The following is a 24894-nucleotide window of genomic DNA, read 5'->3' on the forward strand; positions in this document are numbered from 1 at the left end:
TGTTGTGCCGCCCGGGCTCGGTGAGCCGCAGGCAGTGGGGCTCGTCAGGCGTGCAGGACCTGGCGGGTGACCGTCATGGCGCGGCCGAGCCGGCTGGGGCTGCCATGGATCTTCGCGATCATGCCCGCCCCGATCCGAGGGCCTGCGGCAGCGGGAAGGTCATCGTGATGGACACGACGATCCACTCCTCGCAGCGGGGATCGAATCGGAAGTCGCGGCTGAGGATCATGTCGCCGGGGTCGTGCCGGTGGACGAGCGGGAAGCCGTCCCCGGGCTGGGCTTCCTGCACCGTTCGGTGACCAGTGCCTCGTACGCCGCCCGCGAGACTGCATCGAGGCGGAGCGGCAGGCCGGCCATGAGGCGGCGGTGAGACTTCAACGAAAGGCACGAGAGGCTCCTCCTCGATCGAGGTGGCTGCGCTCTTGGGCTTACCGCCCCGTACAGATACTATGTAGGTCAGCATACATGCTACGTGGAGAGGGTGCGGGAGTGGGAAGGCGAACGGACGCCAAACAGAAGATGGTGCAGGCCGCCAAGGAGCTGATCCGGCAGCGCGGCTACAACGCGACGGCCTTCTCCGACGTGCTCGAGCTCAGCGGTACCTCCCGCGGCTCGGTCTACTTCCACTTCCCCGGCGGCAAGACGCAGCTGGCGATCGAAGCCGCCGAAGCCCACGCCTTCGAGCAGGTCGAGATCATCGACCGAGCCGCCGGGCAGGCCACCTCCGCAGGCCAGTTGATCGAGCTCTACGTCGAACTGGGCCGCGACGGCATGATCGCCAGCGACTACGGGCGAGGCTGCGCCGTCGCCCCGCTGATCACCGAGGGCGCCACGCGGGACTCGGCCGACATCGCCGAAACCGGCCGCAGGGCCTTCTCGCAGATGACCGACCGGCTCGCCTTCCACTTCGTCGCCTTCGGCGTGGAGCGCGCCCCTGCGAGAGTGCTCGCCGACGCCGTGATCGCGGGCATCGAGGGAGCGATGATCACCTCCCGCGCCCTGCGCAGCCCCACTCCGTACGAGGCGGTACGCACCGTACTGGTCAGCCACGCCGTGAGCGTGTCCCCGAAGAGCACCGACCGCATCCGCACCTGAAGCCCGCGGGCACCGGCCCGGCCCGCCACCCCCAGGCGGGGCCGCTTAGGTGCCACCCCGCGTCGTCCCCGCCCCTTGGCGTGTCCGGCCGCCACGCCCTTGCGCTGCGATGACCACGTACGGCCTGAAACCCCCCCAGAAGCCCGGCTCGCGCGTGGGAGCACAGACCGCGCTGGTGCCCGCGAGCGCCCCGCCGGATCGCCGGGTCGGCCTCCGCGTTCTTGACGCCAGCAAATTATGTATGTTGACCTACATAGTATCTGGTGTCGGGTGACCGGCAACCGCAGCCGATCGGCGACGTCTTTCGTCGCGTGCCGCCCACCACGGGCCGCCCGCCAGTGAAAAGAGAGGTTCCATCCATGACTCGCGTACTCATCACCGGCGCGTCCCGGGGCATCGGGAAGGGCACCGCGATAGCGCTGCACGAACAAGGCCACGAGGTCATCGCCACGGCCCGCGACGTGTCCATGCTCGAAGACCTGCCGGTGGCACAGAAGTTGCCACTCGATGTCACCGACCAGGCCTCGGTCGACCAGGCGCTGGCCAAGGCCGGCCACGTCGATGTCCTGCTCAGCAACGCCGGAGCGACGGTGCGAGCACCGCTCGAGACGATCCCGCTCGCCGCACTGGGCGACCTGTTCGAGCTCAACACCTTCGGAGCCCTCCGCGTCGCGCAGGGCCTCCTGCCCCAGATGCGCCGGCGCGGGAGCGGGCAGCTGATCTTCATGTCCAGCATCCAGGGCCGCCTCGTGATCCCGCTGATCGGCGCCTACAGCGCGACCAAGCACGCCCTGGAGGCCTTCGCCGAGGTCCTCGCCATCGAAACCGGCCGCTTCGGTGTGTCCGTGCACGTCGTGCAGCCACCCGCAGTGACCTCCGGGGGCGCCGAGCGCGCCCAGGTCCACCTCGACGACAGCAACCCCTATCGCCCCCTGCTGGACAAAATCGGCCCGTTCCGCGCGGCACCCGTCTCCGTCCAAGACGTCGCCGACGTCGTGACAGCAACGATCGCCGCGGGCGACAAGGCCCCCTTCCGCATCCCCGTCGGCGAAAGCGCGAAGACCATCCTCAGCGCACGCAAGGCCGCACCCGACCACACGCCCTTCCTCGCCGCACACCTGGACTGGTAGCCGCGCCCCGACACATCACAGGCGCTCAAGCCGCGCCCCACGGAGCCCGACTCGACGCCACCGGCCCACCACCGGGGCACGGCACCCCTCGCTCCTCCCAGGCCCCACCGCGGGCGCCCCATGAGGCCAAGGGCCGCACCGGCAAGAGACCGAGCTGATCCCCGGGTCCCATCGCCCTCCACAGGCTTGGTTACTTTGGGCTGTAGTACAGCCGGAGGAAGTCTTCCATTGCCGCGTTGACGCCGTCGTGGTCGCCGGTGGCAAGCAGGTCGAGCAGCAGTCCGCGGACGGCGCCGAGTCCCAGCCTGGCACGGTTGCGGGCCAGGGCGGGGTCGGTCCCTGTGGCGATCTCGGCGGCCGCGAGTGGCTCCAGCCAGTCGTTGACGAGTCCGTCGAGGGCGGGGACGGCTACGCACCGGCCCCACAGTGCCTGTGCGCAGATCTCGAAGAAGAGCCGTTCCTGATTGGCAAGCCGGGGGTCTGCCGTCCCGGTGGAAGCCCAGCTCCTGCAGCTCAGGCAGCGCCCGGACACGGAAACCTGCAGCGTGTTCGACCGCCTGCGCCACCTTCTGTAGCCGATCCTGCTGGCGCCTGTCCCGCGACTGCTTGCGCACCACCACACACGCCGCCGGATACTCGGCGATCCGCCGTAGCAACGCGGCATCGTCCACCCACAAGAACGCACCCAGCATCGCTGGCCCCAGACTGCGCGAACGGCGCTGCTGCTCCAGCTCACGACGGAATGTGTCAATCCCGCCGATGAGGCCAGCCAGTACATTCGTGCCGAACGGCACGTGCTGCCAGTCCTTCTGCAGGACTGCCTTCACGTTGAACTGATCGGGAAACGACAGACTCAAACTCCCCCTCGTGCCGCCCAGCTTTATGACGTGGCCGGTCCCTGGCAGACGCCGCCCCCACCGCCAGTGTTGTGTCTCAGGACATCTATGGGATCGGCGGGGTGTCTCTCTGGTGGGCCGCAGACGAGTTGAGACAGCAGGGGCAGTGGTCTTGTGATCGTGTGCGCGCCTGCCCAGGCAGTGTCCCACCTTGCTTGAGACTGCTGCGGATGTGTTGAGAGGCCCGGGGGAGCCTACGAGAATGACCCCGGCCGTGCGGCGGGGTGGTGACAGCGGCGTGGCGCTGCCCGGCGACCGGGAGGGTGCGATCGCGGGGCAGCGCCGAGTGGTGCTCGTCAGCCGATGGTGATTTTGTTTTTCCAGCCGACTCCGTCGGTGTTGGTGATGATGACGGTTCCGGCGCCGGGTAGCACGGTTTTCGCACAACTGTATTGGTAAGCTCGCAAGTGCTGGGATAAAGAATGTAAGTTGGTCATTCGACTGGAATTCGAACAAAGCCGTACAGGGAAAGGCGAATGCCGAGCTCAAAAAGGCGATAGATATACTGTTCGCGAAATAGGTGTCGAGTCCTTTGGGGTCGCGGCGATTTAGGGGCGCGAGCCGGAATCGGGTTGGCAATGGAATTTGAATTGACTGCAGTGGCTGGAGACGGCTTGGTGCTGGAGGTGCCGGCGGCCTTCTTTAGCTATGAGGCAAACGACCGATTGGAGCGACTCGGATCGACGGACGGAAACGTGTACTACCAATTTTGGCGACTGCGCCACCATGTGGGTGTGTATCTGCAAAAAGGGTCCGGTCTTATCTTTGCGGGGGCGAGTCTGGATAATCTAGTCTTCGCAAATTCCTCACTCCAGCATTTCAATGAGTGCGTGCAATGGATTGCCGACAGGTCTTTATTTTATATCGAAGAGTCGGAGATTGAGGAATGCGAAATGGCGGCCGAGAGTTTGGAAGAGATTGTTCGAGGTGTCGACCCTCCTGCAATTGCCGAGGGGACCTTTTGGAGTGATTTTATCTCCGATGTGTCCATCGGTGATTATCCTGGGAATTAGAAGTTGCTGTGATTGAACTTGAATCATGCAACCGAGGTAGCAAAGGGCGACAGGGTGGGCGCGTTCTATTGGCTGCGGTAGACGGTGAGGTCGTCGCGTCGCGAACGCGCGGGTTTGACCTGACCGTTAGGGCCAAGTAATCGTCGCCGGTGTCTGAAGTCGAGAAGCGGGAGTCAGCCTGTTACGTGAGCCGGTTAGGCCATATTCTCAAAGCGGCGGTTGACGGCTACGCGGGGACGTGAAGAACTGCCAAGACCGCACGCTGGAGCGCCCAAGTTGCACACAGTGGGCGCTTGTTGTCGGAGAAGAGATTGGGCCGACCTGCCGCTTCTGCCATGACACGTGGAGTCCAGGGGATTTGGCTTCCGAGTACCTCTTGCGCACCCGCGAGGCATGGGTGGGCGACATTGCCGGGCCCCCAGAGTGCTCCCGGACGACTCTGCTCGTGTGGCCGAAGCGCCGAGTGAGTCAGCTGCGCTGCGCCGCCCTGAGCGCGGGGCAGGTTGGCTGCTGCGAGCAGGAGAAGCTCATCCTTGGCCGCGGCGCTGGTGTAGGTAGCGCGGTACAGCTGGACCAAAGCTGCTTTCGCCTTGCGCAACGCCTCGGCTGGCACCTGCAAGCCAGCAGGTGATACGGCACAGCCTAGGTGTATTGATCACGGGCGTTGTTGACACCGGTCCGGGCTTGATCAAAGCGAAGACCTCCGGTGTGGTGGAGCTGTCTAGTACTCCAGCCGTAGATCGTGATCTTCAGTGGTGTCAGTCAGTCTGGGCCGGGATGGTTGGCATGTTCGTCGGGGCAAAGTCGACACCGTGCTCGCACACGTGCGGTCGGTGGCATGGGCCGACGTTCATTGCTTGCCACAGCTGGTATCACTGGGTGTGTTGCCACCAGTAGCGTCCTACGATGAGTTCCTCGAGTTCACGGAGTCTCGCGGCAGCCATCTGCGCAGAGGTATCAGGGTGTTCCAGCGCGGTGCGGAGGTCGGAAGCGAGGTAAGTCGCCTCGCGGACCTCGCATTCTGCTCGGAGAGTTTCCAGAGAGGTCGTCGTTGCGCGGGCGATGACGTCGAGTACGGTCTCCATGTGCGGCCCGCTGAAGCGGGCCAGGAAGAACCAGTCATCAACCGGTTCGCCGAAGCGAGCCCATTCGAAGTCCAGCAGGGCCGTCACGCTTTGGTCGCACGCGAGCCAGTTGTCCCAGTGACAGTCTGCGTGAACCGGGACAACTGCTCGTGCATGCAGCGGTGCCCGCTCCGCGATCGCCGTCAGGCCGTCGAGCAGACGGCGAGGTACGGTTTCGTGCTGGTCGAGGGCGGCGAGGCTCTCAACCTCGGCAAAGAGCGCGGCCCGGCTGGTGAACCCGCCGTGGTCGAGAGATTCTCTGAGTGTGCGTTCGACGTGGCCCGGGGGCATCCAGCTGTGCAGTGCGTTGAGCCGCTGGACTGCTTCCTCCGCCAAAAGGCGGGCGGTCACGCCGTCGATGCCGGGCATGCCCATACCGGGAGCCGTCCCCGGCACACGGGCGTAGCAGGCGTAGCGAACGTCTCGAGTCCCGAGGTGGTGAAGCCCGCTACCGAGCAGTGGGGCTGTCAGGCCGGCTGGCAGGTGGGGCGCAAGCGTGATCTCTCGGTTCAGTCGCGAGTGGCCGTCGGCATCGATGATCTTCACGACGACGTCCGAGCTGACATACACGTGATGGGAGCTGCTCTCAGCGGTGGTCATGACGCCGGGGTCGCGCCCGAGGGTCGCTACCGCGATCGCGCGAGCGGCATCGTGGGCTTGCCGCAAGTCGGTCATCAGTACTCCAGCCGTTGACGGTGATCTTGCTGGTGGGCTCGACTAACGGCGGTGGCGCCACCATTGATCATCGGTGCGTGAAGACTGAAGATCAAGCGGTTGTCGCGGGTCACAGCGTAGTGCCCGCCCGTTGGCGGGGGATGTTCGATCAGCTGATGGGCCGCATCGCGGGCCGGTTCGTGCGCGTCGAACCACGTCGCCGTGCAACGGCCCTGGTGCTCGGCCTGCTGTCCGACTTGCCGAGGAAGAACTGTTGGACCCTGGCTGAGCATGCGGGCGACGCCACGCCGGACGGCATGCAGCACCTGCTGCACCGCGCGAAGTGGAACGCCGATTCCGTCCGCGACGACGTGCGGGCCTACGTGGTTGAGCACCTCGCCGACGACCAGGCAGTGCTCGTGGTTGACGAGACCGGAGACCTGAAGAAGGGAACCGCGACCGTCGGCGTGCAGCGCCAGTACACCGGCACCGCCGGCCGGATCGAGAACGCCCAGGTCGCCGTCTACCTGGCCTACTCCGCAGCGCGCGGTCATGCCGCGATTGACCGGGCCCTGTACGTGCCGCGCTCGTGGACCGACAACCCCGAGCGATGCCGCACCGCCGGAATCCCCGGCGACCTGGCCTTCGCGACCAAGCCCCAACTCGCAGCCAAGATGATCGACCGGGCGCTGAAGGCGGGCACGCCCGCACGCTGGGTCGCCGGAGATGAGGTCTACGGGGACAACCCGCACCTACAGGCGGCACTGGAGGCCCGTCCGATCGGCTATGTCTTGGCGGTTTCCAGCACCCACCGAGTGACCACACGCGCGGGCAGGTTTCCAGTGAAGGACCTGGTCACGCGCATCCCGAAGCGGGCGTGGCAGCGATTGTCCGCCGGAGCGGGCGCGAAGGGCGTGCGGTTCTACGACTGGGCAGTCTTCGATACCGAGGGCCCGGCCGGGCGGCCCGGGCACTGGTGGATGCTGGTCCGTCGCAACCAGCGAAGCGGCGAGCTCGCCTTCTACCGCTGCTTCTCACCGCACCCCGTTTCGCTGTTCGAGCTCGTGCGCGTAGCTGGACGGCGCTGGACGATCGAGGAGACCTTCCAGGCCGGCAAGGGTCTGGCCGGCCTGGACGAGCACCAGGTCCGCCGCTGGAACTCCTGGCACCGCTGGGTCACCCTCGCCATGCTCGCCCACGCTTTCCTCGCCGTCGTCCGAGCTGACGAGCACGGCAAGCACCCCGGACCAACCACCCTAATCCCCCTCACCTGCAACGAGATCCAGCGCCTGTTCACCACGCTCGTGGCCCGGACCGTCCACGACGTGACTCACCGGCTGAGCTGGTCCCATTGGCGACGTCGCCATCAAGCCCGCGCCCACGCGAGTCATTACCGACGACAAGCTGCGAATCAGGCATGAACATCACGATCTACGGCTGGAGTACTAGGACTGCACCACACGGAGGTCTTCGTGTCCCACCGCAACGCCCGGCTGACCGTTCACGGCAGGCGGCTGCTGGTCGAACGTGTCTGCGCAGGTCGCCCTGTCGCGCATGTGGCCGCCGAAATGGACATCTCCCGCGCCACAGCCCACAAATGGGTCCGCCGCCGCCGCCGGCGAGCCGAGGGCGAGGCAGGCCTTGCCGACCGCTCCAGCCGGCCCCGCACCACACCACATCGAACCCCGGCGGCCGTCGAGGCCCGGGTCTGCCGGCTCCGCCAGACCCACAAACTCGGCCCCGCACGTCTCGGCCCGATCCTGGGCCTGCCCGCCTCCACCGTCCACCGGATCCTCACCCGCCACGGCCTGAACCGGCTGGCCCACCTGGACCGGCCCACCGGCCAGGTCATCCGCCGCTACGAACGCGACCGCCCAGGCGAACTGATCCACATCGACGTCAAGAAGCTCGGCCGGATCCCCGACGGCGGCGGCCACAAGGTCCTCGGCCGCCAGGCCGCCCGCCCCCGGCGCGGCAGCATGGGCTTCGACTACGTCCACTCCGCCATCGACGACCACAGCCGTCTCGCCTACAGCGAGATCCACGCAGACGAGAAGGCCGCCACCTGCGCAGGCTTTCTACGCCGGGCCGCGGCGTTCTTCGCAGCCTCGGGCATCGACCGCATCGAGCGGGTCCTGACCGACAACGCCTGGCCCTACCGCAAGAGCTTCGCCTGGCAGCACGCCCTTGCCGACCTTGGTGCGACAGGCAAGCTCACCCGCGCCTACCGGCCGCAGACCAACGGCAAGGTCGAACGCTTCAACCGCACCCTGCTCGACGAATGGGCCTACCTACGGCCCTACACCAGCAACACCGAACGGACCGAAGCCCTGACAGACTTCCTCCACACCTACAACCACCACCGCTGCCACACCGCACTCGGCGGCCACCCACCCATCACCCGCGTGAACAACGCTCCGGGTCAATACAGCTAGCATGCACGCCGAGTTCGCCCGCCGCATCCTGCCTTACGCCCGCGCCGCCTGGGCCGACCTGCAGCACCCCGACACCGGCGCGGTCCGCTTTGAACACGATCATTGCCTGAAAATCTGGGCCCTGTGCGACCCGAAACTCCCCACCGACTTCGTGCTCCTGGACGAAGCCCAGGACACCAACCCCGTCCTGGAACAGGTGCTGCTCAACCAGCGCGGCCATGCCCAATTGGTCATGGTGGGGGATTCCGCGCAGGCCATCTACGGCTGGCGTGGCGCGAAGGACGTCATGACCGGCTTCGACGGCATCTCCCTGTCGCTGACGCAGTCTTTTCGTTTCGGTCCCATCCTCGCGCTGGAGGCCAACCGGTGGCTGGCGATCGCCGACGCCCCGATCCGCCTGGAGGGCAGCCGAGCGATCCCCACCGAGGGTCGGAAAGGTGGCCCGGCCGGACGCGGTGCTGTGCCGCAGGAACATCGGTGCCATGGCCCAGATTTTGCGCTTCCTCGCCAAGGGCCGCAGAGTGGCGCTGGTCGGGGGAGGCCAGGCCCTGCGCGCTCTGGCGCTGGCCGCCCGGGACTTGCAGGACGGACGCCGCACCTGCCACCCCGAGCTGGTGCTGTTCACCTCCTGGGGCCAACTGCACGACTACGCCGAGCGCGACCCCGCCGGCAGTGACCTGCAGCCCCTGGTCGACCTCGTCGACCACCACGGCACCGATGCCGTCCTGGCCGCGGTCAACCGCCTCGTCCGCGAGCAGGACGCGCAGGTGACGATCTCCACCGCGCACAAATCCAAGGGCCGCGAATGGCCCCAGGTCGAGATCGCCGACGACTTCTACCCACCCAAAGACAGCGACGAGATCGACGAGCACGGAAACCCCCTGCCCGGCCCGATCGACGACGCCGACGCCGACGCCCGCCTCGCCTACGTCGCCGTCACCCGCGCACGCATCCGCCTTGACCTCGGCGGCCTGGAATGGATCAACAATCACCCCGACGGCAACCCCTAGCAGGTGGCCGACTAACGTCACGCCCTCGAACTGCACGCCCACCCGGTCGGTCAGGCCAGGGGCGGGAGGGACAGCCGCATGCGGAGGCCGTGGTCCAGCGGCTCGGCGGTGATGGTGCCGCCGTGGGTGTCGGCGACCTGTTTGACAATGGCGAGCCCGAGTCCGGACCCGGGGAGGGACCGGGCGGACGGCGAGCGGTAGAACCGGTCGAACACGAAGGGCAGGTCGTCCACCGGGATCCCCGGTCCCTGGTCGGTGACCGTGAGCGTGCCGTCGGGGGACACCTGGATCAGCACTTCGCCGCCATCCGGGCTCCATTTGACGGCGTTGTCGACGAGGTTGCCGACGGCGCGTTCCAACGCTTCGGGGTCGGCATGTACCAGGCACTCGGCCAGCTCCGTGCGGAGCGATACCCGGGGGCTGCGCCGGACTGTGCGGGCCACGACCCGCTCGGCGAGGAGATCGAGGCGGGTGTCCTCGGTGTGGACGTCCTGCTGCCCGTAGCGGGCGAGCTCCACCAGGTCGTTGACCAGGTCCCGGAGTTCCTGGGCCTGCGTGCGGGCCTGTTCGACGAGGGCAGGGGCCTGCGGATCGGCCAGGCCGGGGCTCTCGCTGAGCAGTTCCAGATTGGTGGTGATGCTCGTGAGCGGAGTGCGGAGCTCGTGCGACGCGTCGGCGACGAGCCGTCGCTGGGCCCTCACCGATTCCTCCACTGCCGCCATCATCGCGGTGAAGGAGCGTGCGAGCCGGGCAATCTCGTCGCGGCCCCGCACGTCGATGCGCGCCGTCAGATCCTGCGTTGCCGTTACGTGCTCGACCGTCTCGGTGAGCCGCCGCACCGGGCGCAGTACCCGGCTGGCCAGCAGCCGGGCGCCAAAGGCGGCCAGAAGGGTGCCGCCCGCAGTGATCACGGCGAGCAGGGCGGTGAGCCGGTCCAGGGTGGAGCCGACGACCGACTGACGGATGGAGGCCCGGACCAGCGCGCCGTCCCAGTCGGTGAGCGGCGCGGTGTACACCCGGTAGCTCAGCCCCTCGAACTCCGCGTCCTGGAAATACGCCGGCGCTTTGCCCAGGGCCACCTGGACGTCGTGCTTGGTGAGGGGAATGAAGCCGCCGCCCGGGCCGGGGGCGACCGGCGGGACCATGAACTGCAACTGCGTGGAGCCGACAGTGACCGGTGAGGTCGGCACCGTCAGACGTGTGCCTTCCCGTTCCATCTGCTGGACCTTGAACTTGAATTCCTTCAGCAACTGCGAGGCGTCCCGGTCAGCGGCGGACACCAGCACGTCGTCACTCTGCCGGTGCAGACCGTCGCTCAGCGAGGGATAGATGATCAGCGAGGCCAGCACCAGGGCCGCACAGACCACGGCACCACCGGCCAGCGCGACCCTGTTGCGCAGGGTCACGGTTCCTCCCGCAGCACATAGCCCAGTCCCCGCACCGTCTGCAGCAGCCGCGGCTCTCCACCGGCCTCCAACTTGCCGCGCAGATAACTGATGTAGACCCACAGCGCATTGGACGAGGGACCGAAGTCGTACCCCCACACCGCCTCGAAGATCAGCGATGGGCTCAGCACTCGTCGCGGGTTACGCAAGAACAGTTCCAGCAGGGCGTACTCGGTACGCGTGAGTTCCAGCGTCCGCCCACGCCCGGGTGGCCACTATCCGGCCCGAAGCGGCCTGCCACTGCCGCGCCCGCCAGTGCACCGCCCACGGCGACACCAAGGTGCTGTGCGCGGGCGGCGTCGTGCTGATCCTGCGTCATGACCCCGCGGTCGGCCGAGTGTGGACGGTGGAAGAGGTCTGCCAGGTCTGTGCCCCGCTCATCCCGCACGCCAAGCCGATGGGGACCGCCGCTCGTCCCCGTCCGGCGGCGGCCAAGCCCGCCGCGACGGCGCCGATTCCGGCGCAGGCGCACGCGCGCGCAAGCGTGGCGGGCGGATTCTCGGCGGCGCCGCTGTTCTCCGCTCCCGCCGGCGCCGAGGACCCTGCGCCGCGCCGACGCTCTCCCCGGCCGCCTCAGCAGCGTCGCCGCCCGCGCCCGCAGCGCGGCGGCCAGGGCCGCTGACCGCTGCCGGGGTTTCAGCAGGTCGCGGCCGGGCGTTCCGCCCGACGGCCCGCGAAGGGGCGTGCCTCCGGGGAGGAGAAGCTGGAGTCGCTGATGGTGGAGGACAACGCAAGCGGTGAGCGCCGGGAGCTGCGGGTCGCGGCGCTATTCGTGTTCATCGGGGCCCGGCCGCACACGGAATGGCTCAAGGGCGTGTTGGCCCTGGACGAGAACGGCTTCATCCTCACCGGCGCCGACGCCCAGGCGGCGGCCGACCCGACCCTGTGGGACTCGCTCGGCCGGGGTCCGTTGCTGCTGGAGACCACCCTTCCCGGGGTCTTCGCCGCCGGCGACGTCAGGAGCGGCTCGGTCAAGCGGGTGGCCTCGGCGACCGGTGAGGGTGCCATGGCGATCCGCCTCGTGCACGAGCACCGGGGAAAGACGGGAAATCTGGTCCGCTCCACTGGCCCCTAGTCCAGGGGCGCCGGCCGGTGACGGGCCGGTCCCTGTCCTGCCGCTGGCTCTCTCCCTGACGACCCGTAGGCCGCCCGGCCCACCCCCCGGGCGTCCTGCCGGCCTGCGTCCAGCGAAACGCCGACGGTTTCCATGTGACGGGATGAACCGAGCGAGGGAGAGGTAGACCCAGCATCGGGCTGGTGCCCGGCGAGCGGGTGCAACGACTCCGGTGTGAGCCGTAACGCTGCGGTGACTCAACGAGCACGAACAGCATGGCGTGGAGGCAGGTGATGCCGATGAATCAAGGTGGAGGAGATCTGGCCTTACCTCCTGCACCTGCTGGCGGGGGCCAGCGTGTCACACGGCGTCGACGTCACCTCGGGGGCATCCTGTGGGCACTTGCGATCACGGGGCAGCCGACGAGAAGGGCCCAGTCATGCGGGTGTCGCCTCAGGGCGTTACGGTCGTAGCTCTCCTGGCGGATCCGGATGCGCCGACGGAGATCGCGCAGCGCATGGCGCAGACACTTCCCACTCGGCTCGCCGACAAGTCGGGCCAGGGCCGACGTTTCGACGTCGAGGTGGTCAGTGAGCCCTTCACCGCAGGGACCGAGGACCCGCCCACCTTGATGCGCCGGATCATGGACCGCGGAAGAGCTGAGAACTGGGACATTGTTGTGGCCCTCACCGACCTCCCGCTCCAATCACACGGGCGCAAGCTCGTTGTGGATCTGAGTCACGAACACGGTTTGGCGCTGCTGTCTCTTCCTCCGTTGGGGGGTTTGCGTCTGCAGGCGAGGGCCCTGCGGGCCGTGGAAGAAGCCGTGCTTGGCTTGGCGGGTCCGCGGGCCACCGGGGCTGGAGGACCTTCGCAAAATCAGCCGCTGCTCGGGCCCTTCGTCAGTCGTCTCGCGCCTATTCACCTGGGCCCGGTCGAAGAGGAGGAGACCGCTGATCTTCGGTACGTCGTCAGCGGGCCGCGCGGTCACCTGAGGGTGCTCATCGGTATGGTCCGCGCCAACCGGCCGTGGCGGTTGGTGCCGGGCTTGTCGAAAGCCCTGGCGGCCGCACTCGCCACGGGAGCAGTCGCCACCGTGAACTCCACCATCTGGAGCCTGGCCGAGTACCTGAGCGCGCCACGCCTCGTGATCGCCATGGTCGGGTCTGTCGGGCTCATGATCGGCTGGCTGATCATCGACGCGCAGCTGTGGCATCGATCAACAGAGGTCTCGCCGGAGGCGAGGCAGAGGGCGAGGCTCTACAACGCCTCGACGGTCGTGACCGTGGGTATCGGGGTGCTCGTCTGCTACGGCGGTTTGATTGTCATCAACCTGGTGTGGGCTCTGTTCATCATCAACGGCCAAGTGTTCGCTTCCGTGACACGAACCCCGCTGCACGCCGCGGAATACTTGACGTTGTCATGGTTCGTTGCTTCGGTCGCCACCGTGGGCGGCGCGCTGGGATCAGGCTTGGAGAGCGACGAGGCGATCCGGGCAGCCGCCTACTCCAAGCGCGAACAGGAACGTCGCCACATGCTCCAGGACGACCAGGGTGACTAGCTGGTAACCTGAGTTGGAGATGCGTCGTTTGTTGGTGGTCGTCCGGGTCCGAAGATTCCGCTGGTCGATCGGTGCGTGGCTATTTCGCGTCATGGGCCGACGGGGACTCGGACGGTACGCCGCCGGAGCGCCGGGGCTCCGCCTGGCGGCCCAACTGCGGGACCACCGTTCCATCTGAACCGTGTGAACAGCCCACAGAGGCATGCCGGAGCCGCGGACCCCGTCGCACCAACTCCCGGGAGTCAGGCCCTTTGCGCCGTCTCCGTCCCTGCCGTGCTGCGCTCATGCCGCGGCACCAAAGGAAGCCATCATGAAAGCAGCGGTATATGAAGGCCCGCGAACGGTCACAGTGAAGGACGTACCGGACGCGAAGATCGAGCACCCCTGCGACATCATCGTCAAGATCACCTCCACCAACATCTGCGGTTCGGACCTGCACATGTACGAGGGCCGCACCTCGTTCGAGTCTGGCCGCACCCTGGGACACGAGAACATGGGCCAGGTCGTGGAGGTCGGCTCGGCCGTCCGCAAGGTCCAGGTCGGCCAGTATGTGGTCCTGCCCTTCAACATCGCCTGCGGCTGAGCGGGGTCTGACCAACTACTGCCTGACCATGCAGCCGGAACCGGCCCTCGCCGGAGCCGCGTACGGATTCGCCGACATGGGCCCTTACCAGGGCGGCCAGGCGGAACTGCTGCGCGTGCCCTACGGCGACTTCAACGCGCTGCGTCTGGGCGAGGACGCCGCCGACCGGCAGACCGACTATGTGATGCTCGCCGACGTCTTCCCCACCGGCTATCACGCCACCGAGATGGCCCACGTCAAACCGGGCGACCAGACGATCGTCTTCGGGGCCGGTCCCGTCGGGCTGATGGCGGCCTACTCAGCCCTCCTCAAGGGCGCCGGCCGTGTCTGGGTAGCCGACCACCAGCCCGACCGGCTGCGCAAGGCGGAGGAGATCGGGGCCATCCCGATCAATACCGCCGAGCAGGAGCCTGCGGAGGTCGTCAAGGAGGCCACGCTCGGTCTGGGCGCCGACAACGGCTGTGAGTGCGTCGGCTACCAGGCACACGATCCCAAGGGACACGAGGACGCCAGCCTCACGATCAACGGACTGATCGACTCGGTCAGGTTCACGGGCGACATCGGCGTGGTGGGCGTGTTCCTGCCCCAGGACCCCGGCGGTGCCAAGGCCCAGGGGGAGTTGGAGGCGCAGGGCAAGGTCCCGATCGACTTCGGCATGATGTGGTTCAAGGGCCAGCACATGGGCACGGGGCAAGCGCCGGTGAAGAAGTACAACCGGGCGCTGCGGGATTTGATCGCCGGCGGGAAGGCAAAGCCGAGCTTCGTCGTCTCCCACGAGCTCAGCCTGGACGAGGCCCCCACCGCCTATGAGCACTTCGACGCCCGTGACGAGGGCTGGACCAAGGTGGTCCTGCATCCGAACGGACACGGCAACGGCCACAAGGGGTAAGGGACCCGAGGGCCGCCGTCCCGGCCGTTCCCCCGGGCCGGTCCGGGAGTCGGGTGGCGATCGCCCTGGCTTCGGCCGGGGCTGGACGGGCGACGATCGCCTGCGCTCTGAGCCGGCAGCGATCGCCCGCGCTCCGGCCCGGTGGAACGGACGGTGGACGCCCAGCAGTGTCCGCAGTGGCAGCACCCCGCCCCAGCGGCTGCCGCCGCCCTGTTCCTGGGCCCGTGCGGGAGGCTTCCTTGCCTGACGGCTGCCGCAGCTCAACCAGGCCGACGCGACCCGGCAGGGCGTTCCGGCTAGGCTCACACCCGTGACGTGGCTGCGGGCCTTCGGGGAGGCCCTGCGATCCGGGCTCACGATCGAGGAGACGCGGCTGGAGCCCCTGCTCGCGCTGCGCACGGCTGCTGGGGTGGCGATCGTCGTCGGGCCGGCGCTGTGGCTGGTTTCCCCTGCGTACGCCGCGTCCGCCGCCCTCGGTGCCTACTCCGCGGGTGGGGCCACCTTCCAGCGCACCTGGCGTCCACGCAAGGTGATCGCGCTCGGCGCGGGCGCGGGCCTGGCGCTCAGCACCTTCGTGGGCTACCTGGCAGCGGGGCGACTCGTGACGTTCCTCCCACTTCTGGCCATATGGGCCTTTCTCGCAGGGATGGCGTGGGCCGTCGGATCGACCGCTGGGATCGTCGCAGCCACGACCGTCGGCAGCATGCTGGTGACCATTACCCTGCCGACGAGCGTCGGGCGCGCCCTGGAGCACGCCGGGATCATCGCGCTCGGGGGCGTGGCACAGGCCGTGCTGATCTTGCTGTTCCCGATCCGCCGGTGGGGGGCGCATCGTGACGCGCTCGCCGACGCCCTGGCCGCCGTGGCGGACTACGCCCGCCGGCTGCGGCACGACCCGACCGCCCCGTTCGACCCGGAGCCGTTGATGACGGCCCGGGACGCGGCCGCCGTGACGCCATCACAGGCCCGCACCCGTCCCCCAGCCCTCCATGGCCCGCGGGGCCTGGCCGAGCGCATTCGGCCGGTCGTCGCCGCCCTCGCCGACCCGGACGTCGGCGCCCCGTCGGAGGGACCCGGGCGGGACCGGGCGCGGGAGTTGCTCAATGCGGCCGCCGACGTCCTGGACGCGGCCGCCCGTTCGATCCGCCGCGGCACTCCCGCCGAGGTGCCGCCCGGGAGCGCGGACGTCCTGCGTGTCGACGACGAGCATGAGGTGCTGGAGGGGCCCGCCCGGCAGGCCGCCGAGCAGCTCGTGGAACTACTCGGCGAGGCGTTGGAGATCGCCGGGAGCGGCGCGCGCGGGAAGACGCCCACGCCGCCCGGCACCGCGAGCGCCCAGTTTCTGGTGCGTCCGACAATGTTCCGGCTGCTCCCGGTCGTCGTCCGGGCGGTCCGCCGTGAGCTCCGCCGGGACTCGCCCGTGTTGCGGCACGCCATCCGCCTGGCGGCGGTGGCCACACTCGGCTATCTGATCGCTGCCTGGCTACCCCTGCACCACGGCTACTGGGCACCCATCGCCTCAGTGATGGTGATGCGGCCGGACTTCCACCGGACGTACGCGCGTGCGGTGGCCCGTCTTGCCGGGACCCTGGCCGGGGTCGCGCTCGCCACCGGGATGGTGCAGATCATCGGCCCGGACGCCAACGTGCTCGGCGCGCTGGCGGTGGTCTCGGCGGGCCTGTCGTACACGCTGATCCGTACCGGCTACGCCTACTCCCAGTGCTTCACTGCCGCGTACGTCGTCTTCCTGCTCGGCATGGGTGGCCAGGCATGGGAGCAGACAGTCCCGGAGCGGGTGGTGCTCACCCTGCTCGGCGGGGCCCTGGCCATGCTGGTGTACGTGGTGTTCCCCGCATGGGAGACGCCCCGGCTGCCGAGCCGGCTTGCGGACTGGCTCGCCGCCAACGGCCGCTACGCGGCCGCGGTGCTGCGCAGCTACGCCGAACCGACCCGGGAGCATCGCGCCGACATGCGCAGGGCACTGTTGGCTAGCAGGGAGGCACGTGCCGCCTGGCAGGAGGCCTACGACCGGGCAAGGCAGGAACCGGTCCGCCACAGGGGTCTGACGTCGCGCGAGGCGGAGGAGGCGCAGGAGGCGCTTAAGGGTTTCGGCCGGGCGGCGATGCTCATGGAGAGCCACGTCCCGCGGGCCGACAGCCGTTTCATCCCCGAGGCGGAGCGGTTCGCCGAGGCCCTGGAGGCGGACACCGCGCAGGCGGCAGACGACGTGCGCGAGCACCGGATTCCGGACTGGGGGCGCGTGGAGGAGGCGCTCCACGCGTGGGAGGGCGCCGCCGCCGGGGACCGGAGCACGGTGGTGCGGCGCGGGGCGGAACTGCAGAAGCGGGCCTTGGAGGACCTCACGACGGCCGTCAGCCGCACACCCCTGGAACGGGACGTCGGCTCTGCACGCGAGGAGCAGCGGGTGCGGGCAGCCGTGGCGGCGGAAGGTGACGGATCAGGCCCCGCTCACCGGGGTGGGTGACGGCGCCGGCGGTGGGTAGCGCCGCGCTTCCTGAAGCGGGAAGTAGTCTCCCGGCCGCGTCGAGCGCCGCCACACGTACCCCGCTGTCGCCATCACGAGGATTAGCCCCGCCAGGATGAGCAGTTCGATCCCCTCGACGTTCCACCGGAAGGACTTCTCCGCTTCGGCCGTCACGATGAGCACCTTGCGAATGCCGGCAATCAGGCCGACGACGAGGAACGGCTCCGCGTCGAGGGTCTGGTTCCTGATGGTGAGGCGGACGGTGTGGAGCAGTTCGGCCACGATGAACAGCACAAGGCCGTTGTCCAGGGCGGAGAGAACGACCGTCTCCTCGCGGTACGGCCCCTGGATCGACCTGATGACGTCATGGACGACCCCGACAGTCAGAAGCCCCGCCAGCAGCACGAGGAGCGCCGCGACGACGAGATGGATGCCGTCCTCGATGAGCTGCAGGAGGCCCTGTAGCCGGCCGCCGCCCTCGATCTTCGGGAGAATGAGTCGCACAGTCAGCATGCTAGGGGTCCCCCGGCCCATAGGCGCGGCGTGCTGCCGAACGGGTGGACAGCATTTCGTCGGTGCCACGTGTCCCTGAACGCCTGCTCAGATCGCCTATAAATTCGCAGGGTCAGTGCCTCATTAGAATTCCGGGTATTTGGTTTCCTGGAAATCGGCTACCGGCGAACGAGGCCCGCGGTGCCCTCGTGCACTACAACCACCACCGCTGCCACACCGCACTCGGCGGCCACCCACCCATCACCCGCGTGAACAACGCTCCCGGTCAATACAGCTAGCGCTTGTTTGCCGCCCGGATACTCGCCTCTAGCGCCGCCATCAGGTCCACGGCCGGCACGGGCTCCTCGGGCTCTTCCAGGCCTGCGCCGGTCATCTTCGCGGCCACCAGCTGCTCCAGCGCGGCCGCGTAGTCGTCGTGCAGTGCGGCGATGTCCACTCCGGCGAGCTCGTCCATGAGCAGCTCGGCGAGCTCCAGTTCCCGGTCTGTCACCGGGGCGTTCGAGGACAGGTCGTCTGGTTCGCGGATCTCCTCCGGCCACAGCAGCGTGTGGAGCACGAGCATGCCGTGGCGTGGCCTAATGACCGCCAGCCGTTCCCGGGTGCGCAAGGTGACCTTGGCGACGGCGACCGTCCCGTGCCGGGCCAGCGCTTCGACCAGGAGCGCGTACGGGCGCTGGCCCTGTTCGCCGGCTGCGCCGCCCAGAAGGGGCGGGAGTAGAGCACCGGGTCGACGTCTCGCTCGTCGACGAAGCCGAGGACGTCGACGGTGCGCTTCGTCGGGAGGGGGAGCGCGGCCAGGTCTTCATCGAGGAGCACGATGGTGCGGCCGTCGGGGCGCTCCCAGCCGCGCGATCTCCGACTGCGGGACCTCTACGTCTTCGCGCTCGCAGACCCTGCGGTGCCGGATGCGGGCTCCGTCGCTCACGTGGACCTGGTGGAATCCGGTGCCGTGCTCCTCGGTCGCCGAGTACAGGTGGATGGGGATGGTGACCAGGCCGGAAGCTGACGTAGCCGGTCCAGATCGCGCGCATACCGACAGCGTGCAAGCCGGGGCAGTTCGCCGCGCGGGCTGCTGCTCCGGGCCGGTGACGGCCATTTTGCGCCGAATGCGGCTTACCGGAAGAGGTTGATCACCCTCCGGGTTAGGCTCCCGCACAGCATCATCCGCCGTATCGACCAGCGAATGCAGGAGCGCTGACCATGCCCAAGACCCGCCTGAAGTGCCGCAACGCTTCTTCGGCCGCCGCTGTGGTGGCCGCCGGGAGCGAGCCAGGCGACCCGCAGCACACCGTCCGGCAGGACGGCCGCCACGTCGTCATCGCCTACGCCGACACGCGCTGGCCCTTCGACGTCGCCGAGTGGGCCGCACTGGAAGGGCACGCCAGCGACAAATCAGCCACCCGGGTCATGGCCAGCCTGTGAACCAGCGGGATTGACACCCTCGTGAACGAGGTAGAAATGGGACGCGGCTTCGCCCTCCTCCACCTTGGGCGGAGCGCGGCCCGAATCGCCTCGTGCGCGGCTCGGGTCTCCCAGCGCCGGACTCTGGCACAACTCGCCGGCCGGGGTATCCGGGTTTTCCCGCAGTTTCCCGATCGCATGTCTGGGGGTGCCCCGCAGTCTCGCCCGGGAGGCGGTCGGTGACCGCGGCTGGGCTTTACCGTTGGCAGGGTACGGGCTTCCCGGCGTCGCGCGATGCGTGGACGCGTTGCGCAGGTCTCGGGAACGCAATGGCTCCCTGGCAATTTGCGAGGGCATCGTGATCCAAGCATTCCGCACTGACATCAAACCGCCCGACGAGCGGACCGAGTATTGGGCAGACGCCGTGGGCCAGGCGTTCATCCAGATGGAGGTCCGTAGCCTGGGAGAGGCCATGATCCATGGCGCCATTCGACGGGCATGCGTGGCGGGCGTGCAAGCCGGCGTCATCGAGACAAGCCCGCAACGGCTGGCCCGGACCGCGCCGCTCATCGCCGCGGACGGCGACGAGTCGCTGGTGGTGAGCCTCCAACGAACCGGTGCCGGCGTCGCGCGTCAGGACGGCCAGGAGACCCCGGTCGCCGCTGGCGAGTTCGTCATCCTCGATACCCGCAGGCCCTACGCCGTCGAGTTCACCGGCCCGGTACGACGGCATCTCGTCACAGTCCCGCGCGAGATGCTGGATCTCCCCGACTCGGCACTGCGCCTGGCCACCGGCCGGACCTACTCAACCGGCCAAGGCATCAGTGGAATCCTCGCGTCGTACGTGAACGGACTCGTCACGATGACGGATCACTGCATCTACGCGCCGACTCCGAAGGACTACCTCAGGCGGGGGATCGTCGACGTGCTGACGGCCCTGGTCGCCCTGCAGGGCAACATCAAGGACGAAGCGGCCACGCCTGCGGCGGAGGTGGACCTGTTGGGACGCCTGCGCAGCTACATTCGCGCCCACCTGCAAGACCCCGCACTCTGCCCGGCCTCGCTCGCGGCCGAACACCACATCTCCGTTCGCTACCTGTACCAGCTCTTCCAGGACGAGCCCATGACCGTCGGCCGTTGGATCCAGCGCCTCAGACTCGAGGCATGCCGAAGGGACCTCGTATCCCCGGAACTCGCGGGGCAGACCGTGGCGGCCGTCGCACACCGCTGGGGCTTCGCCAGCCACGCGCACTTCAGCCGCACCTTCCGTTCGGTCTACGGCGTGTCTCCCATGGAGTGGCGGCAGACCGGCGTCCTGCAGACTGATCCTTTGCAGGCCTTCGATCTCCCCTCTCACCAACACAGCGGGTGATCGGTGCTGCCGTACCGATCCGCGCCACGCGATGCGGGCGCATGCGTGGATCAGGCAGGCTCGTCTGCGGCCTTGGCCTTGGATGGCTCGGCGCAGAGCAATGCTCGGAACCTGTGGAGCGGTGCGGGGAGGCACGCGGAGGGCGTACCTTCCCGATGATCCCTTGAAGGTCTCCGAGTAGGCCCGCGTTCGCAGCGCGGGTCGGGAAGGCACGCCCGTGCTGAGCGTAGTGAACGCCGACGGCAGTATCGCGTCCGGCTCCCTGATCGATGAGATCGTCCGCGAGGGCGCCCGCCGGATGCTGGCCGCCGCGTTGGAGGCGGAAGTCAACCAGTACATAGCCGAGTTGGCTGCCGAGACCGACGAGCGCGGACGGCGCCTGGTCGTACGCAATGGCCACCACCGGCCCAGGACAGTCGTCACCGCGGCCGGGCCGGTCGAGGTCACCGCGCCGCGTGTCAATGACCGCCGCGTCGACGAGGCCACCGGCGAGCGCAAGCGGTTCTCCTCCAAGATCCTTGCGCCGTGGTGCCGCAAGTCACCGAAGATCTCGGAGGTGCTGCCGCTGCTCTACCTGCACGGACTGTCGTCCGGAGACTTCGTGCCTGCGCTGGAGCAGTTCCTCGGCGGTACGGCCGGACTGTCGGCCGCGACGGTGACTCGGCTGACGAAGCAGTGGAGCGATGACCACGCCGCCTTCCAAGACCGGGATCTGTCCGACCGCGACTTCGTCTACGTATGGGCCGACGGGGTCCACCCGAAGGTGCGGCTCGGCCAGGCGCACTCGTGCGTGCTGGTCCTCCTCGGCGTCCGCCTGGACGGCACCAAGGAGCTGATCGCGCTGGCCGAGGGACTGCGGGAGTCCAGCGAGTCGTGGGCCGACCTGCTGCGTGACTGCCGCCGTCGCGGCATGCGCGATCCCGAACTCGTCGTCGGCGACGGCGCGATGGGCCTGTGGAGAGCCCTGATCGAGGTGTTCCCGACCGCTCGGCACCAGCGCTGCTGGGTCCATAAAGCCCGTAATGTGACGAACTGTCTTCCGAAGTCCGCACAGCCGGGCGCGACGAAGGCAATGCAGGAGATCTACAACGCAGAGGACAGTACCCACGCCGAGAAGGCGATCGAGGCGTTCTCCCGCACTTACGGCACGAAGTGGCCCAAGGCCGTCGCGAAGATCACCGACGACCGGGACGAGTTGCTTGCGTTCTACGACTTCCCGGCCGAGCACTGGGTCCACCTGCGGACCACGAATCCCATCGAATCGACCTTCTCCACCGTCAAGCTTCGGACCAAGGTCACCCGAGGCGCCGGCAGCCCGGCCGCGGCCCTGGCCATGGTGTTCAAGCTCGTCGAATCCGCCCAGGCCCGCTGGCGGGCGATCACCGGAGCCCACCTGGTCCCACTCGTCCGGGCCGGGGCCCGGTTCGAGAACGGCCTGCTGGTCGAACGCACCGAAAGCCACGCGGCCTGAGGAGAATGCCCAGATGACCGTCTCCGACACCTACGGCACGAACTCCTACACGGCCAAGGAGTTGGCCAGCCTGCTCGCCGACCGACTAGACGTGACCTTCATCGAACGCGAGAGCGACTACCTCGGTGTCTACCTCCTGGCCACCCTCGCCGACACGACCCGCCTCCAGATCCAGCCGAACGCCATTCCCGGAGACGACGGGGAAGACGATCTCTACGACGACGAGCACCCCGACGTGTCGATACTCCTGCTCATCACCTCGCCGGCCGTCGCCGAGCCTCTCAGCGACGAGCTCTCGGCGGTCGGAGGACTCACCAGGCTCCGATCAACTCGAAGCTGAGCAACTGCCGATCCACAAGTCTTGACTATTGCTCCCCGATCTTCGAGGCTCGCCCCATGGTGGCTGCGTAAAGCCGCGGAACCGCCCGTCCCAGCCACAGCGGGTTTCCCCTCAGCCAACCCCTCGCCGTCTGGCGGGCGGCCGGCGGCCGGGCCGGAGCGGGACGAAGGCAGGAGCGGCGGCCCGAGGCGCCAGGCCGCGGGCTGCCGCGCTCTGCGCGGAGGGAGCGTCTTGATGAGGTGGAGAAAGTCTTACCGCGCCCCCGGGTGATCGTCTGTGTCCTGACTCGGCTGACAGTTGGAGCCGTTGGGCTGTCCATGGCGCTGGGGGACGTGCGTCGGTCAGGATGAATCAGAGGCGTCGACCTTGGTGGGTGCGACGCCGAGGACGGTGACATGCCTTCGTTGCGCGCCGTTAGTCGATGAACTTGGCCTCAGGGCAACGGGCTTGTACGCCATGGGTGCCGTCTCGTCGGCTCATTCTCCGGCCGTGATTGATCTTCACTGAGGTGAGGCCAGGCGCTTGCGGTCGTGGCTGCACACCTGTGGGCCGGAACCGTCCAGAGCGTCCAGGAGTCGGACCGCGAAGACTCCGGACATGCGCTCTGCGACCTCTTCGGGCGCAGTTCGGGGTCTCCTTGCCGTGCAAGCTCAGCCCCTTGGAGTTGACGATGAACGCTTCTGGAGCAGCTCGTGAACCGCGCGGACGACGTTGCTGGTGATCTCGTCCCGGGAGATCGTCCAGTCCTCGTTCCAGTCGTCGAGCTGGATGGCGCACGTGACGACGGGCTCCAACACGGGTGGATACCGGAGTTCCATGGCTGCCTCGGTCCAGATCATGTCCGCGCCGGTCGCGGGGTCGAGTGACCCGTCGGCGATTTGCTCGGCCAGCCAATAGGCCAAGGCCAGCTTGGTCGCAGTCGGATCCGCCTGTGGTTCGAAGACGAATCCGAGCTCTTCCATCACCTGATCGAACAGCTCGGACGCTTCGGGTTCCTCGCGCCGCCCGAGTCCGGCGAGCAGTGGCAGCGACGGCGTTTCCACGTCGGCCAGGAGGGCGTCGAGAGCCGCTGCAATGAGCCGATCAGAGCCTACGGGCCGTTCGAACGCACGCGACCGCGCGAGCATCTTCAGCTGCCTGACAGCCTCGTCTTCGGTCACGTCTGCACCCCCTTGTCGACCACGCCGGACCGGCATCGTGTCACGTCAGTAGCGCTCGGCCGCAAGCGGTTATGGGGCCCGACACGGCAGGCGGAGAGACCACATCCGGAGGCGGCAGACCAGCGCGATGGCTGCCGTCGACCGCTGCCGTTGATGTCGAAAGTGGATGTCAAAGGCCCCGGACCTTGATCGGTCCGGAGCCTTTTCCCTTGTGCCCCAGGCAGGATTCGAACCTGCGACACCCGCTTTAGGAGTTCGTTCACGGCTACGCGCGGGCTGCCGCGTCGCTACTACAAAGGGCCAGGGTAGGTCGCCCGCTACCGCTAGGGTCCTCGTGGGTACGGCTCTGTTGCCGTCATCTGCTGCCGTCAGGATCTGCAGAGCCAGTCGGGCAGCGGACAACGGTGAGGCCCCGCCGCGCAGCCCACAACCGGTGGGGGCCTCCCTCATTTCTCGGGCGGTCCCGCGGGCGCGTGATGAGGGAGCGTGAGCGGCCCCGCCGCGAACCTAGGGGAAGGACCTTCGACGGGACCGCGTCTCCGAGCCCGTTCGGCCAGCCGCGGTGGACCACTCGCATGGCCGGCGGGCAGATGTGCGGCCATGCTCCGGGGTGCAGCTTCGACAAGCTAAGGACAGGGCCGCACTCCCAGGATGCTCCAGTCCTCGGGAGAGTGCGAGGCCCCATCGCGCGCTGCTGACCTCGGCTCCGTGGTGTGACGGTTCGTTGGGTTAGCTGACGGCTGCCGCCGGTTGAAAGCCGTGGTGTGTGCGATACGCGGATGGGGGCGGGCTGACGGCCGAGAGGCGCCGGCGCCAGGAGACGTCATGCAGCGCGTGCGTCGAGGAGACCAAGCGGCGCCGCGGATGAGCGGCTCCCTCCCGGGACCGGGAAGGCCCCGCGGACCCACGCTGCCCTCGGGGGGCTTCCGCAGACGTCACCGGTTGAGGCAGACGTTGCCGAACGCGGGGTTGAGCAGGGCGGCAGCGTTGATGGTGTTGCCGCAGATGTTGATCGGGATGTTGATCGGGATCTGAATCGCGTTGCCGGAGAGAACGCCGGGCGACCCGACGGCCGCGGCACCCGCGTTGGAGTTGGCGAGCGCCGTGCCGGTTGAACCGGCGGCGACCGCACCGGCGGCGGCGATGACAAGGGCGGCCTTCTTGGCGCTGTTCATAGAGCTGTTCCTCCTGTGATGACACGGCCCCCTCGACCAGGGGCCGCACTTTGAAGAACGCCGAGGCCGGGGCAGTGACACGGGAAGG

Annotated in this window: 20 protein-coding genes and 4 pseudogenes; 15 read left to right on the forward strand and 9 right to left on the reverse strand. The window is 68.2% G+C overall.

Annotated features, from left to right (window positions below; translation table 11 throughout):
- Positions 1-118: 118 nt before the first annotated feature.
- On the reverse strand, positions 119-289 hold the full coding sequence (locus tag OG937_44880) for a tautomerase family protein (protein WUD78353.1): 171 nt from the start codon (positions 287-289) through the stop codon (positions 119-121).
- Positions 290-489: 200 nt separating this feature from the next.
- On the opposite strand from OG937_44880, the gene OG937_44885 reads away from it, so the two are divergent.
- Together OG937_44885 and OG937_44890 are read left to right on the forward strand one after the other, a co-directional pair.
- On the forward strand, positions 490-1095 hold the full coding sequence (locus tag OG937_44885; GenBank protein ID WUD78354.1) for a TetR/AcrR family transcriptional regulator: 606 nt from the start codon (positions 490-492) through the stop codon (positions 1093-1095).
- Positions 1096-1454: 359 nt separating this feature from the next.
- A complete protein-coding gene (locus tag OG937_44890; GenBank protein WUD78355.1) occupies positions 1455-2225 on the forward strand; it encodes an SDR family oxidoreductase in 771 nt (256 codons plus the stop codon).
- Positions 2226-2415: 190 nt separating this feature from the next.
- On the opposite strand, the gene OG937_44895 is transcribed toward OG937_44890, so the two are convergent.
- On the reverse strand, positions 2416-2757 hold the full coding sequence (locus tag OG937_44895; GenBank protein ID WUD78356.1) for a hypothetical protein: 342 nt from the start codon (positions 2755-2757) through the stop codon (positions 2416-2418).
- Between the two features lie 942 nt (positions 2758-3699).
- On the opposite strand from OG937_44895, the gene OG937_44900 reads away from it, so the two are divergent.
- Positions 3700-4134, forward strand: coding sequence for an SUKH-4 family immunity protein (locus tag OG937_44900; GenBank protein ID WUD78357.1), 435 nt, complete (start codon positions 3700-3702; stop codon positions 4132-4134).
- Positions 4135-5006: 872 nt separating this feature from the next.
- Here OG937_44900 and OG937_44905 read toward each other — a convergent pair.
- Positions 5007-5933 carry a phosphotransferase gene (locus tag OG937_44905; protein ID WUD78358.1) on the reverse strand — a complete coding sequence of 309 codons (927 nt, stop codon included), beginning with the start codon at positions 5931-5933 and terminating at the stop codon, positions 5007-5009.
- A gap of 155 nt (positions 5934-6088) precedes the next feature.
- Between OG937_44905 and OG937_44910 the strand changes: the two genes are divergently transcribed.
- The 3 genes and pseudogenes from OG937_44910 (at position 6089) to OG937_44920 (ending at position 9357) form a co-directional block, all read left to right on the forward strand.
- Entirely contained in the window at positions 6089-7333 is a 1245-nt protein-coding gene (locus OG937_44910; protein ID WUD79076.1) for an IS701 family transposase, read from the forward strand.
- Positions 7334-7384: 51 nt separating this feature from the next.
- Positions 7385-8347 carry an IS481 family transposase gene (locus tag OG937_44915; protein ID WUD78359.1) on the forward strand — a complete coding sequence of 321 codons (963 nt, stop codon included), beginning with the start codon at positions 7385-7387 and terminating at the stop codon, positions 8345-8347.
- Between the two features lies 1 nt (position 8348).
- Positions 8349-9357 (forward strand): annotated as a pseudogene (locus tag OG937_44920) (UvrD-helicase domain-containing protein).
- 50 nt (positions 9358-9407) lie between these two features.
- Here the strand turns inward: OG937_44920 and OG937_44925 are convergent.
- The gene (locus OG937_44925) at positions 9408-10763 is read right to left on the reverse strand and encodes a HAMP domain-containing histidine kinase (protein WUD78360.1); all 1356 of its coding nucleotides are present in this window, start codon (positions 10761-10763) and stop codon (positions 9408-9410) included.
- Positions 10760-11005: pseudogene (locus OG937_44930) on the reverse strand (winged helix-turn-helix domain-containing protein). Before OG937_44930 ends, OG937_44925 begins: the two are co-directional and overlap by 4 nt.
- A 5-nt stretch (positions 11006-11010) precedes the next feature.
- Here OG937_44930 and OG937_44935 point away from each other — a divergent pair.
- The 5 genes and pseudogenes from OG937_44935 (at position 11011) to OG937_44955 (ending at position 17374) form a co-directional block, all read left to right on the forward strand.
- Positions 11011-11424 carry a hypothetical protein gene (locus OG937_44935; protein ID WUD78361.1) on the forward strand — a complete coding sequence of 138 codons (414 nt, stop codon included), beginning with the start codon at positions 11011-11013 and terminating at the stop codon, positions 11422-11424.
- A gap of 63 nt (positions 11425-11487) precedes the next feature.
- Positions 11488-11877 (forward strand): annotated as a pseudogene (locus tag OG937_44940) (cyclic nucleotide-binding protein).
- 496 nt (positions 11878-12373) lie between these two features.
- A complete protein-coding gene (locus OG937_44945; GenBank protein WUD78362.1) occupies positions 12374-13417 on the forward strand; it encodes a hypothetical protein in 1044 nt (347 codons plus the stop codon).
- 310 nt (positions 13418-13727) lie between these two features.
- Positions 13728-14889 (forward strand): annotated as a pseudogene (locus OG937_44950) (glutathione-independent formaldehyde dehydrogenase).
- A 310-nt stretch (positions 14890-15199) separates the two neighbouring features.
- The gene (locus OG937_44955; GenBank protein WUD78363.1) at positions 15200-17374 is read left to right on the forward strand and encodes an FUSC family protein; all 2175 of its coding nucleotides are present in this window, start codon (positions 15200-15202) and stop codon (positions 17372-17374) included.
- Here OG937_44955 and OG937_44960 read toward each other — a convergent pair.
- The gene (locus OG937_44960; protein WUD78364.1) at positions 17348-17887 is read right to left on the reverse strand and encodes a phosphate-starvation-inducible PsiE family protein; all 540 of its coding nucleotides are present in this window, start codon (positions 17885-17887) and stop codon (positions 17348-17350) included. The genes OG937_44955 and OG937_44960 overlap by 27 nt on opposite strands.
- A 274-nt stretch (positions 17888-18161) precedes the next feature.
- Positions 18162-18533: a hypothetical protein gene (locus tag OG937_44965; protein ID WUD79077.1), complete on the reverse strand. Its 372-nt coding sequence runs from the start codon at positions 18531-18533 to the stop codon at positions 18162-18164.
- A gap of 554 nt (positions 18534-19087) precedes the next feature.
- Between OG937_44965 and OG937_44970 the strand changes: the two genes are divergently transcribed.
- The 4 genes from OG937_44970 (at position 19088) to OG937_44985 (ending at position 22471) form a co-directional block, all read left to right on the forward strand.
- A complete protein-coding gene (locus OG937_44970) occupies positions 19088-19309 on the forward strand; it encodes a hypothetical protein (GenBank protein WUD78365.1) in 222 nt (73 codons plus the stop codon).
- A gap of 337 nt (positions 19310-19646) precedes the next feature.
- A complete protein-coding gene (locus OG937_44975) occupies positions 19647-20660 on the forward strand; it encodes a helix-turn-helix domain-containing protein (protein ID WUD78366.1) in 1014 nt (337 codons plus the stop codon).
- Between the two features lie 217 nt (positions 20661-20877).
- Positions 20878-22131 carry an IS256 family transposase gene (locus OG937_44980; protein WUD78367.1) on the forward strand — a complete coding sequence of 418 codons (1254 nt, stop codon included), beginning with the start codon at positions 20878-20880 and terminating at the stop codon, positions 22129-22131.
- 13 nt (positions 22132-22144) lie between these two features.
- Positions 22145-22471, forward strand: a complete 327-nt coding sequence (locus tag OG937_44985) for a hypothetical protein (protein ID WUD78368.1) — start codon at positions 22145-22147, stop codon at positions 22469-22471.
- Between the two features lie 650 nt (positions 22472-23121).
- Here OG937_44985 and OG937_44990 read toward each other — a convergent pair.
- Complete coding sequence (locus tag OG937_44990) at positions 23122-23631, reverse strand: hypothetical protein (protein ID WUD78369.1); 510 nt, start codon at positions 23629-23631, stop codon at positions 23122-23124.
- Between the two features lie 935 nt (positions 23632-24566).
- The gene (locus OG937_44995) at positions 24567-24806 is read right to left on the reverse strand and encodes a chaplin (GenBank protein ID WUD78370.1); all 240 of its coding nucleotides are present in this window, start codon (positions 24804-24806) and stop codon (positions 24567-24569) included.
- Between the last annotated feature and the right edge of the window lie 88 nt (positions 24807-24894).

The organism is Streptomyces sp. NBC_00510 (assembly GCA_036013505.1).
In the GTDB taxonomy this organism is placed as follows: Bacteria; Actinomycetota; Actinomycetes; order Streptomycetales; family Streptomycetaceae; genus Actinacidiphila.

Coding starts and splice junctions, on each gene's coding strand:
- OG937_44970 (WUD78365.1), top strand. CDS start 19,088: ATGCCCAAGACCCGCCTGAAGTGCCGCAACGCTTCTTCGGCCGCCGCT.
- OG937_44900 (WUD78357.1), top strand. CDS start 3,700: ATGGAATTTGAATTGACTGCAGTGGCTGGAGACGGCTTGGTGCTGGAG.
- OG937_44905 (WUD78358.1), bottom strand. CDS start 5,933: ATGACCGACTTGCGGCAAGCCCACGATGCCGCTCGCGCGATCGCGGTA.
- OG937_44995 (WUD78370.1), bottom strand. CDS start 24,806: ATGAACAGCGCCAAGAAGGCCGCCCTTGTCATCGCCGCCGCCGGTGCG.
- OG937_44985 (WUD78368.1), top strand. CDS start 22,145: ATGACCGTCTCCGACACCTACGGCACGAACTCCTACACGGCCAAGGAG.
- OG937_44945 (WUD78362.1), top strand. CDS start 12,374: ATGGCGCAGACACTTCCCACTCGGCTCGCCGACAAGTCGGGCCAGGGC.
- OG937_44890 (WUD78355.1), top strand. CDS start 1,455: ATGACTCGCGTACTCATCACCGGCGCGTCCCGGGGCATCGGGAAGGGC.
- OG937_44910 (WUD79076.1), top strand. CDS start 6,089: ATGGGCCGCATCGCGGGCCGGTTCGTGCGCGTCGAACCACGTCGCCGT.
- OG937_44960 (WUD78364.1), bottom strand. CDS start 17,887: ATGCTGACTGTGCGACTCATTCTCCCGAAGATCGAGGGCGGCGGCCGG.